Annotated in this window: 9 protein-coding genes; 6 read left to right on the forward strand and 3 right to left on the reverse strand. The window is 65.2% G+C overall.

Going from position 1 to position 10010, the window contains the following annotated elements; genetic code table 11:
• Positions 1-2: 2 nt before the first annotated feature.
• Together FJ386_03360 and FJ386_03365 are read left to right on the forward strand one after the other, a co-directional pair.
• Positions 3-1331, forward strand: coding sequence for a dicarboxylate/amino acid:cation symporter (locus FJ386_03360; protein ID MBM3875740.1), 1329 nt, complete (start codon positions 3-5; stop codon positions 1329-1331).
• A gap of 63 nt (positions 1332-1394) precedes the next feature.
• A complete protein-coding gene (locus FJ386_03365; protein ID MBM3875741.1) occupies positions 1395-2813 on the forward strand; it encodes a hypothetical protein in 1419 nt (472 codons plus the stop codon).
• 8 nt (positions 2814-2821) lie between these two features.
• On the opposite strand, the gene FJ386_03370 is transcribed toward FJ386_03365, so the two are convergent.
• Together FJ386_03370 and FJ386_03375 are read right to left on the reverse strand one after the other, a co-directional pair.
• The gene (locus FJ386_03370; protein MBM3875742.1) at positions 2822-4048 is read right to left on the reverse strand and encodes a type II/IV secretion system protein; all 1227 of its coding nucleotides are present in this window, start codon (positions 4046-4048) and stop codon (positions 2822-2824) included.
• Between the two features lie 157 nt (positions 4049-4205).
• Positions 4206-4934 carry a redoxin domain-containing protein gene (locus FJ386_03375; protein MBM3875743.1) on the reverse strand — a complete coding sequence of 243 codons (729 nt, stop codon included), beginning with the start codon at positions 4932-4934 and terminating at the stop codon, positions 4206-4208.
• A gap of 125 nt (positions 4935-5059) precedes the next feature.
• Between FJ386_03375 and FJ386_03380 the strand changes: the two genes are divergently transcribed.
• The 4 genes from FJ386_03380 (at position 5060) to FJ386_03395 (ending at position 9250) form a co-directional block, all read left to right on the forward strand.
• Positions 5060-6343, forward strand: coding sequence for a nucleotide sugar dehydrogenase (locus tag FJ386_03380; protein ID MBM3875744.1), 1284 nt, complete (start codon positions 5060-5062; stop codon positions 6341-6343).
• A gap of 95 nt (positions 6344-6438) precedes the next feature.
• Positions 6439-6873 carry a hypothetical protein gene (locus tag FJ386_03385; protein ID MBM3875745.1) on the forward strand — a complete coding sequence of 145 codons (435 nt, stop codon included), beginning with the start codon at positions 6439-6441 and terminating at the stop codon, positions 6871-6873.
• Positions 6874-6903: 30 nt separating this feature from the next.
• Positions 6904-7932: an SDR family oxidoreductase gene (locus FJ386_03390; protein MBM3875746.1), complete on the forward strand. Its 1029-nt coding sequence runs from the start codon at positions 6904-6906 to the stop codon at positions 7930-7932.
• A 403-nt stretch (positions 7933-8335) separates the two neighbouring features.
• Complete coding sequence (locus FJ386_03395) at positions 8336-9250, forward strand: NAD(P)-dependent oxidoreductase (GenBank protein MBM3875747.1); 915 nt, start codon at positions 8336-8338, stop codon at positions 9248-9250.
• Between the two features lie 6 nt (positions 9251-9256).
• Here the strand turns inward: FJ386_03395 and FJ386_03400 are convergent.
• Positions 9257-10010: formate dehydrogenase subunit alpha (locus FJ386_03400; protein MBM3875748.1), on the reverse strand; the 754-nt coding region annotated here is incomplete at its 5' end.

A 10010-nucleotide genomic window follows, 5' to 3' on the forward strand; every position in this document is an offset into this window, starting at 1 on the left:
GCATGGTCGTCGGGCTCGTGGCCGGGGTGATCCTCCGGCTGCTTTTCCTGAAAGTGCCCGCGAGCGAGCAGTTGTTCGGCGCGCTGCCCGCCGGCTTCAAGTTCTCCGGCTGGCTCACGAACGAGCTGCTCGATCCCTTCGGGCAGATTTTTCTGCGCGCGCTGTTCTTCGTGGTGGTGCCGCTCGTGTTCGCGTCGCTCGCGCTCGGCGTGGTGCAACTCGGCCGGCTTGACCGCCTCGGGCCGATGGCGGGACGGACCTTCGCGCTCTTCGGCGTGAACATGGCCATCGGCGTCGCGCTCGGGCTCGTGATGATGAACACGCTCAGGCCCGGCGGCAGCCTCGACGCGACGACGCGCGACCAGTTGGTGACGAACGCCGAGTTCAGCGCGAAGGCGAAGGACTTGCAGGCGCGCGTCGAGAAGGAGCCCGTGAAGATCACCTTTGCGTCGCTCGTGGAGATGTTCATGCCCCGGAATCTCATGCAAGCCGTGGTCGGACCGGACCGCGGCCGCATCGGCGACGTGCTGCCGTTGATCCTCTTCGCGCTGCTCGTGGGCGCAGCGGGCACCACGCTTGCCGACGGCCAGCGCGCGTCGCTTCAGCACGGCCTCGAAGTCGTCACGAACGTGATGACGCGCATCGTGCAGTTCGCGCTGCGGCTCGCGCCGTATGCGGTGGCGGCGCTGCTCGCGAGCATCGTCATCAAGCTCGGGATCGAGTTCCTGCAGAAGCTGCTGCTGTTCGTGGTGGGCGTGCTCGTGGTGATGGCGGTGCACCTGTTCGGCACGATGTCGCTGATGCTCAAGCTGCTTTCGCGGCGGTCGCCGGCACAGTTCTTCAAGGCCATCAGCACGATCATGGTCACGGCCTTCTCGACCAGCTCGAGCAACGCCACGCTGCCGACGACGATCCAGGTCAGCCGCGAGCGGCTGGGCATCTCCGCGCCGACCGCGGGCTTCGTGCTGCCCCTTGGCGCGACCATGAACATGAGCGGCACGGCGCTCTACGAAGGATGCGTGGTGCTGTTCATCGCGCAGGTGTATGGCGTCCACCTCTCCATCGGCCAGCAAGTGACGCTGCTGCTGCTCGCGGTGCTGAGCGCGGTGGCGGTCGCGGGCGTGCCGGGCGCGTCGCTGCCGCTGATTGTCGGGTTGCTCGCGACGTTCGGCGCGCCGCCCGAGGGCATCGCGCTCATCCTCGGCGTGGACCGCATCCTTGACATGGCGCGCACGGTCCTGAACGTCGCCGCCGACGTGGTGACCGCGGTGATTGTGGACGAGCGGATGGGAAACAGTCCGCCGGCCGCGGACGCGGCAGCGTCGAGCTGACGCTGACGAGCAATCCAGGCCGACACGTCCAATCCCCCTATCATGAAAAACCGAGCCAGTTCGCTGTTCACTCTCGTCGTTTTCGCGCTGCTTGCGGCGGCAATCGCACACGCAGCCGAACCTGCCAGAGTCTTCCGCGCGGGCGCGGCGACGAGCGTCATCACGCCGAAGCTCGGCACGTCCATCAACGGCAACATGCAGGACGGCACCGCGCGGCACGTTCACGACGAGTTGAACGCGCGCTGCCTTGCGCTCGATGACGGCACGAACAAGCTCGTCCTTGTCGTCGCCGACGCGTGCATGATTCCGCGCGAGGTGTTCGACGAGGCCAAGCGGCTCGTCACCATTGAGACCGGCCTGCCCGCGGCGCGCATGGTGATGAGCGCCACGCACACGCACTCGGCGGGCACCTCGGCGAGCGTGTTCCAGAGCGAGGCGGACATGGAGTATCGCGCGTTCCTCGCGGTGCGCATCGCGGATGGCGTGCGCCGCGCGCTCAACACCCTGGCGCCCGCGCGCATCGGCTGGGCCGTGGGTCGCGAGCCCACGCAGGTCCACAACCGCCGCTGGTTCATGAAGCCCGGCACCAAGCTGCCCAACCCCTTCGGCGGCGAGGACAAGGTGAAGATGAACCCCGGCGTCGCGAATCCCGCGCTGCTCGAACCCGCGGGCCCGACCGACCCGGATGTGTCCATCATCTCCGTCGTCTCGACCAACGGCCGCCCGATCGCGGTCTTCGCGAACTACTCGTTGCACTACGTCGGCGGCACCACGGGCGGCGCCATCAGCGCGGATTACTTCGGCTATTTCTGCGAGCGGATGAAAGAACTGCTCGGCGCGCGCGACTCGGACCCGCCGTTTGTCGCGCTGATGTCCAACGGCGCGAGCGCGAACATCAACAACATCAACTGGCCCGGCCCCGCGGCGGAGCGCAAGCCGCCCTACGAGCAGATGAAGTTCGTGGCGAACATCGTCGCCGCCGAGGCCTACAAGGCGTGGCTCACCATCAAGCACGCGGACTGGGCGCCACTGAAGTCCGTGGAGAAGGAAATCACGCTCGGCGTCCGCAAGCCGACGCAGGAGGAGCTCGTGCGCGCGAAGGAAATCATGTCGCGAGCGAAGACGTTGCCGCGCATGGTCACGCCGGAGGAAATCTACGCGCGCGAGACCGTGCAGATGGACGCCTATCCGCCGGAGGTGAAGTGCATCGTGCAGGCGCACCGCATCGGCGACGTGGGCGTGTTCGCCATCCCGTGCGAGGTGTTCGTCGAGATCGGGCTGGAGTTGAAGCAGCGCAGCGCGCTCAAGCCGGCGTTCACCATCTCGCTGGCGAACGGCTACAACGGCTACCTGCCCACGCCCGAGCACCATGCGCTCGGCGGCTACGAAACGTGGCGCGCCAAGTCGAGCTACGTCGAGGTCGATGCGTCGAAGAAAGTCGTGACCGCGTTGATGGAGCTTGCCGCGCAGTTGGGGGAATAACGCGCCGGCTACAACTGATCGCTCGCCGTCTTGCGGGCGACTTCCTCGAGCGTGGTTTCGCCGGCGAGCACGCGTTCGACGCCGCTTTGCCAGAGCGAGCGCATGCCGCTGGAGATCGCCATGTCCTGGATCTGCCGCGTGGGCGTCTTGTTCAGCACGGCCTCGCGGATGGGTTCGTTGACGACGAGCAGCTCGGTGATGGCGATGCGCGAGGCGTAGCCGGTGTTCTTGCATTTGGCGCAGCCGGCGCCCTTGCGGAACGTGCCGTTCTCGATCTGCTCATGGGTGAGCTGCTTGAGCAGGCCGGGGTCGGGCTCGTAGGGCATCGCGCAGTAGGGGCAGTTCTTTCGCACGAGCCGCACGCCCATCACGCCGAGGATGCTCGACGCGAGCAGGAACGGCTCGATGTTCATGTTGATGAGCCGCGCGAAAACGCCCGCCGTCGTGCCGCTGTGCACGGTGCTGATGACCATGTGGCCCGTGAGCCCCGCCTGCACGGCGATGCCCGCGGTCTCCGGGTCGCGAATCTCGCCGACCATGATGATCTGCGGATCCTGCCGCATGAGCGACCGCAGCGCGGCGGCGAAGGTGAAGTCGGCCGCAAGGTTCAACTGCGCCTGGCTGACGGTGGTGAGGTTGACTTCGACCGGGTCCTCGACGGACGCGACGCTGATGGACGTGCCGTGCTTCTCAATCAGGTGGTAGAGCGACGCGTAGATGGCGGTGGTCTTGCCCGAGCCGGTCGGGCCGGTGAGCAGGATGAGGCCGTTGGGTTTGTTGAGCAGCGCGATGTAGTCGTGAAGCGTCCGCTCGTCGAACCCGAGCGCGTTGAGGTTGAAGGTGCGCGAGCTCGGGTCAAAGATGCGGCAGACGACTTTCTCGCCGAGGATCGTCGGGAAGATGGAGACGCGCAGTTGCACGCCGCCGAATTCGGCGCCCATGTGCGCCTTGCCATCCTGCGGCACGCCGGTGACGTGCGAGACGAGGTTGGCCATGACCTTCACGCGGCCGGCGACTTTCTCCTTCAGCTCGAGCGGCAGGTGCACCAGTTCGGCGAGCTGCCCGCTGACGCGGATGCGGACGCAGAGCGTGTTTTCCCAGGGCTCGATGTGGATGTCGCTGGCGCCGGACTTGATCGAGTCGAGGACGATGTAATTGACGAGCGTGGTGATTTCGACGCTCTTGAGGTCGTCGAGCGACTGGATGTATTGCGCGGTGTGGTTCGTGTCGCTCATGCGAAGGCGGCGCAAGTTTGGGAGGCGACTTCCGGGCTGTCAGCAAGAAACTCGGCGCGGGCGCGGATGGAGTGAAATCGGCCCGCGTTCAAAACCGGAATGCAGCGTCTGCCGGCCGCGGCCAACGACGGCGCCGGCGCGCGGGGATGGCGCGGGACTACTTCTTCGGCTCCGGCTTGTTCTGGCGGGCGACGTCGACCTTGGATTTCACGTCCACGGATTCACCGCCGACGAGGTTGGCGGCTTTGTCGGAAAGGCGCTTGGCGATCATGCCGCTGGGGTCGCAGCCGGTCGAGATGGCCGCGATCTTGCCGCCTTTTTCGATGAGGAAGTTGCTCGGCATGGTCTTGGTCTTCCACACGTCCCAGCTCGCGCCCTTGGTGTCCACGGCGTAAAGCATGTCGATCTTCTTTTCCTTCACGTAGGACTCAACCTTGGTGTCGGGCTCCTTGAAGACCGCGAGGCTCACCAGACCCTGCGCCTTGTAAGCCTCGTTGAGCGCCTGAAAGTAGGGCAGTTCCTTGTCGCAGCCGAGGCAGCCGCACGTGAGGCGAACGAGCACGGGGCCTTTCGCGCTGAGGTCGGCGAGATTGATCTCCTTGCCGGTGGAGTCCTTGATGCGGAAGTCGGGCGCGGCTTGGCCGACCTTGAGCGCCTCGGCGGCGGGCTTGGCGGGCTTGGCGCCCACCTGCTTCACCGGCTCGTCGGCGCGGAGCACGACGGGGGCAATGGCGAAAGAGACGGCGGCGAAGGAGGCGATGAGCTTTTTCATGGCACGAGTATGGACGGCGGCATCGGGCCGGGGATTCAGTCGTGGGGCGAAGCTATCGGGGCACGGGCGGTGGTGCAATCGCGAATTCAACGGGTGTGAGGTTTGGCTTCTCATCACGCGAATGTCCCGCTACAAACTCCGCGGCAGCAGCGCGGGTGTCTCGTCATCCGCCCGCCCGACGACGGTCGCTGCCTCGGCGGACCGGGCCGTCTCAACGCCGCTCGAGCCGGGTTGCCAACATGAACATTGCCATCATCGGTCTGGGTTACGTCGGGCTTCCTCTCTGCCTCCAGTTCGCGCGCTCGGGCGTGAACGTGCTCGGGCTCGACATCGACTCGCGCAAGATCGAGTCGCTCAACGCCGGGCGCAGCTACATCGAGCACATCCCCGCGGCCGCCATCCAGGAACAACTCGCCGCGGGGCGCTTCAAGTCGTCGACGGATTTCAGCGGCATCCGCGACGTCGGGGCGGTCATCATCTGCGTGCCCACGCCGCTCAACAAGAACCGCGAGCCGGACATCAGCTACATCCTCAACTCCGGCGAGGCCATCCTGCCGCACTTGCACAAGGGCCTGCTCGTCGTGCTCGAATCCACCACGTATCCCGGCACGACGGACGAGGACCTTCGCGCCGTGCTTGAGCGCGGCGGCCTGAAGGCGGGCGCGGATTTCCATCTCGCGTTCTCGCCCGAGCGCGAAGACCCGGGCAACCCAAACAGCATCGTGGCGCAGATCCCGAAGGTCGTCGGCGGCTTTACGCCCGAATGCCAGCGGCGCGCGACCGAGCTTTACGGCAAGGCCATCAAGACCATCGTGCCCGTGAGTTCCTGCCGCGCGGCCGAGGCGACGAAGCTTTTGGAAAACATCTTCCGTGGCGTGAACATCGCGCTGGTGAACGAGCTCAAGCAGGTTTACGCCGCCATGGGCATTGACGTGTGGGAAGTCATCAACGCCGCGAAGACCAAGCCGTTCGGATACATGCCCTTCTATCCCGGCCCCGGCCTCGGCGGGCACTGCATCCCGATCGACCCGTTCTACCTCACGTGGAAGGCGCGCGAATACGGGCAGAACACGAAGTTCATCGAACTCGCCGGCGAGGTGAACACCGCGATGCCGATGTATGTGGTGCACCGCACGCAGGAGGCGCTCAACTCGAAGAAGAAGGCCATCAACGGCTCCCGCATCCTCATCGTCGGCCTCGCCTACAAGCCGAACGTGGACGACGACCGCGAGTCGCCGAGCTACATCCTGCTCGACCTCTTCAAGGAGCGCGGCGCGGCGATGAGCTACTTCGACCCGCACGTGCCGGTCATCCGCCCCAGCCGCGAGCACGGCCACTGGGCAGGAACCAAGTCCGTCGCGTGGACCCGCGAAACCATCGCGTCGTTCGATGTCGTCGTGATTTCAACGAACCACAAGAAGGCGAACAACCAGGAGCTCGCCGACTGGGCGCAGTGCATCGTGGACACCCGCAACGCGATGGCCGAGGTGAAGGTTGCGCCGGGGAAGGTGTGGAAGGCGTGAGTCAAAGTAATCTGACCACTTCACACTTGAGCAACTCGAAGCCAGCAACCCGAAGCCCATGGTGGCTTATACCGTTGATCCTTCTCCTTTCGCCCGTGCTCCTTGTGGTCTTGCTGCTTGCACTGTTCGGCTTTCTGGTTTCGTCGATCTGCTTGCACATTCTGATCTGGTCGTGGTGGTGCACCCGCGGTCGTGACGTTCTCTATGTCTATTCCGAGAGCCCCAACTGGCATGACTACATTGAACAGAACATCCTCCCCGTTCTCGGCCGACGCGCCATCATCTTGAATTGGTCCCAACGCAAGCGGTGGCAGTTCTCGCTTGCGAAGCTCGCCTTCTACCATTTTGGCACCTACCGCGAGTTCAATCCAATGGCCGTTGTATTTCGGCCTTTCCGGTTCACCAGGACGTTCAGATTCTGGAAGCCTTTCCAAGACTTGAAACACGGGAATCCCAAAGCACTGCAGAAGATGGAAGGCGAGTTCTTCACTCTGATCGGGATCCATCCGAACGGCTCAGCCGGCGGCTGAGATAAGAAAAATGGAATGCTGTAGATCGGTGTGAGCGCATTTGAAAAACTGAAACTGAGCTTGGCGGGTTCGCCTCGCCGCTGGCTCGTCACCGGCGCCGCCGGCTTCATCGGCTCAAACTTGATCGAGGCTCTGCTCAAGCTCGATCAAAACGTCGTCGCGCTCGACAACTTCGCCACAGGATTCCGCAAAAACCTCGTTCAGGTCCGCGACCTCGTCACGAACGCGCAGTGGGCGCGGTTCACGTTCATCGAGGGCGACATCGCGAACCCCGATACCTGCCGTCGCGCGTGCGAGGGCGCGGAATTCGTGCTGCACCAGGCCGCGCTCGGCTCGGTGCCGCGCTCCATCGACGACCCGCTCGCGACCCATCACGCGAACGTCACCGGCTTCCTCACCATGCTCGTCGCCGCGCGCGACGCGAAGGTGCGGCGCTTCGTGTATGCAAGCAGCAGCTCGGTGTATGGCGACCATCCCGTGCTGCCGAAGGTCGAGGAAAACACCGGTGCTCCGCTCTCGCCCTACGCCGCGACGAAAGCGTCCAATGAAATCTATGCCGGCGTGTTCCAGCGCGCCTACGGCTTCGGGTCGATCGGCTTGCGCTACTTCAACGTCTTCGGCCCGAGGCAGGACCCCGGCGGCGCTTACGCCGCGGTCATCCCCAAATGGGTCGCGGCGTTGCTGCGGCGCGAGGCGGTCGTCATCCACGGCGACGGAGAGACAAGCCGCGACTTCTGCTACGTGGCCAACGTGGTGCAGGCGAATCTGCTCGCGGCCACGACGCAGAACGCCGACGCCGTGAACCGTGTTTACAACATCGCGGTCAGCGGCCGCACCACGCTCAACCAACTCTTCGCGATGATTCGCGACGGCCTCGCGAAGTCGGACGCTTCGCTCGCCGGCGCGCAGCCGGTTTACAAGGACTTCCGCCCCGGCGACGTGCGCCACTCGCACGGGGACATCACGAAGGCGCGCACGCTGCTCGGCTACGAGCCGACACACGGCATCGAGGACGGCCTCGCCGAAGCGCTGGACTGGTATCGGCGGAACGAGGTTTGATTTGCGCCGTGAGCGACGCCACGCACGAGAAGCTCCCAAGCCCCGCAACCTACGAGCGCGTTCTCCGGCCCAAGCGCGGGCTTGTGGCGCTGGACTTCCGCGAGCTGTGGCTTCACCGGGAGTTGTTCTGGTTCCTCGCGTGGCGCGACATCCTCATCCGCTGCAAGCAGACCTACCCCGGCGCCGGGGGCTGCCTGTCACGCACGACCCGCACATTCTGCTTGCGGATTCTCCGGGCGAATTCGAGCGCGAGATCGGCCGCCGAGTTGAGAGCCGCGCCGATTGGGTCAAACCGCGCCGAAAAAATCCTCGCCACTCCGAGGCTCCCCGCTACACTGCCGCCCGTTCAAAACCGCAACTTCCAGCCGGGCGGCTGCGTTCAAACTCTCAACCCAACATCGCTATGCCAGAGAAAATCGGATTCGTCGGCGTCGGCCGCATGGGCGCGAACATGGCGCGCCGCCTCAAGGAAGTCGGATACCCCGTCACCGCCGTCTATGACGCGCGCGCCGAGTCCGCGCTCGCGCTCGCCCGCGAGCTCGGCTGCGAAGCCTGCTCCAAGCTCGCCCGCGTCACCGCGCTCGCGGACGTTGTCATCACCGTCGTCACCGACGACGACGCGATGCGAAAGATCTTCGCGGCCGGCAAGAAAATGGACAGTTTGCTTCACGGCGCGAAGGGCCGCGTGTTTATCAACTGCGCGACCATCACGCCCAAGGTCCACGTCGAGGTCGAGCGCCTCGCGAAGAAGTCTGGCGCGGGAAGCCTCGAAGCCTGCATGGCCTCGAGCATCAACCAGGCGCGCGCGGGCACGCTCTACCTCATGTGCGGCGGTGCGGCGGCGACCTTTAACAAGGTCAAGGACCTCCTCGTGAAGCTTTCCGACGAGGGCAAACTCCTCCGCTACATCGGCGCCGCCGGCAAGGCCGCGCAGGTCAAGGCGCTCGTCAACATGGTCATGAACATCAACACCGCCGGACTCGCGGAGGGACTCGGACTCGCCGCCGCGCACGGCCTCGACCTCAAGACGGTGATGGAAGTCTTCTCTCAAACCGGCGCGAACTCGCGCGTGCTCGTCACCGACGGCGACGACATGAAGAACCGCGACCACTCGTGCTTTTTCAGCGCCGCGCACGCGGCGAAGGACAGCGGCATCGCGCTCTCGCTCGCGAAAGACAAGAAACTCGACCTTCCGCTTGCCGGCGCGACGTATCGGCAGTATTCCAAGATGAAGCGTCTCGGCCTCGGCGAACTCGACAAATCGGGCATCGCGGAGCTGACCTTCAAGGGCCGCGGAGGGCGTGGGCTGAAGAAGTAGGCGGGTTCAGTTCGCCACCGCTTCGATCCGCACCGGACACACCTTCAATTCCGCGGTGTGCGTCGTCGGATCGTAACCGGAGCCCGTGAGGTTGTTCACCGGCACGTCGGCGAAGCTGAAGCTCGCGAACACTGTGCCGCGCGGCGAGCGCTCCGTGGCGCACACCTTGATCTTCACCGAACCGCGACGGCTGCTGACCAACGCCCAGTCGCCATCGCGGAAGCCCCACGCCTTCGCGTCGGCGGGATTCACTTCGAGGCTTTCCTCCGACAGCAAGTAATCAATGCCGCTCGCCCGCCCGGTCTGCGTGCGCGTGTGATAACTCTGCAAGCGACGGCCCGTCGTGAGCCACACGGGAAACTCGTCATTGATGACCTCCGCGGGGTCGCGATAGCCGCAGACGACGAACTTGCCGCGGCCATTGGTGAAGCTGTCCACGTGCAGGATGGGCGTGCCGGGATGGTCCTTCGTCGGCACCGGCCAGTTGAGTCCCTCGAGTGAAACGCGCTCCCAGTCCAGCCCGCCGTAGGTCGGCGAGAGGGAGCAAAGCTCGTTGAACACGTCCGCCGGTGTCTTGAACTCAAAGCCGGGAATGCCCAGCCGCCGCGCAATCCGGGCGATGATCCACCAGTCCGGCTGCGCCTCTCCCGGCGGTTTGACCGCGGCACGCAGGCGCTGGACACGCCGCTCGGTGTTGCACACCACGCCGTCCGTCTCGGCCCACGCGGTCGCCGGCAGCACGACGTGCGCGAGTTTCGCG

It is taken from the genome of Verrucomicrobiota bacterium, assembly GCA_016871675.1.
GTDB lineage: Bacteria > Verrucomicrobiota > Verrucomicrobiia > Limisphaerales > VHCN01 > VHCN01.

Coding starts and splice junctions, on each gene's coding strand:
- FJ386_03360 (MBM3875740.1), top strand. CDS start 3: ATGGTCGTCGGGCTCGTGGCCGGGGTGATCCTCCGGCTGCTTTTCCTG.
- FJ386_03370 (MBM3875742.1), bottom strand. CDS start 4,048: ATGAGCGACACGAACCACACCGCGCAATACATCCAGTCGCTCGACGAC.
- FJ386_03375 (MBM3875743.1), bottom strand. CDS start 4,934: ATGAGAAGCCAAACCTCACACCCGTTGAATTCGCGATTGCACCACCGC.
- FJ386_03380 (MBM3875744.1), top strand. CDS start 5,060: ATGAACATTGCCATCATCGGTCTGGGTTACGTCGGGCTTCCTCTCTGC.
- FJ386_03395 (MBM3875747.1), top strand. CDS start 8,336: ATGCCAGAGAAAATCGGATTCGTCGGCGTCGGCCGCATGGGCGCGAAC.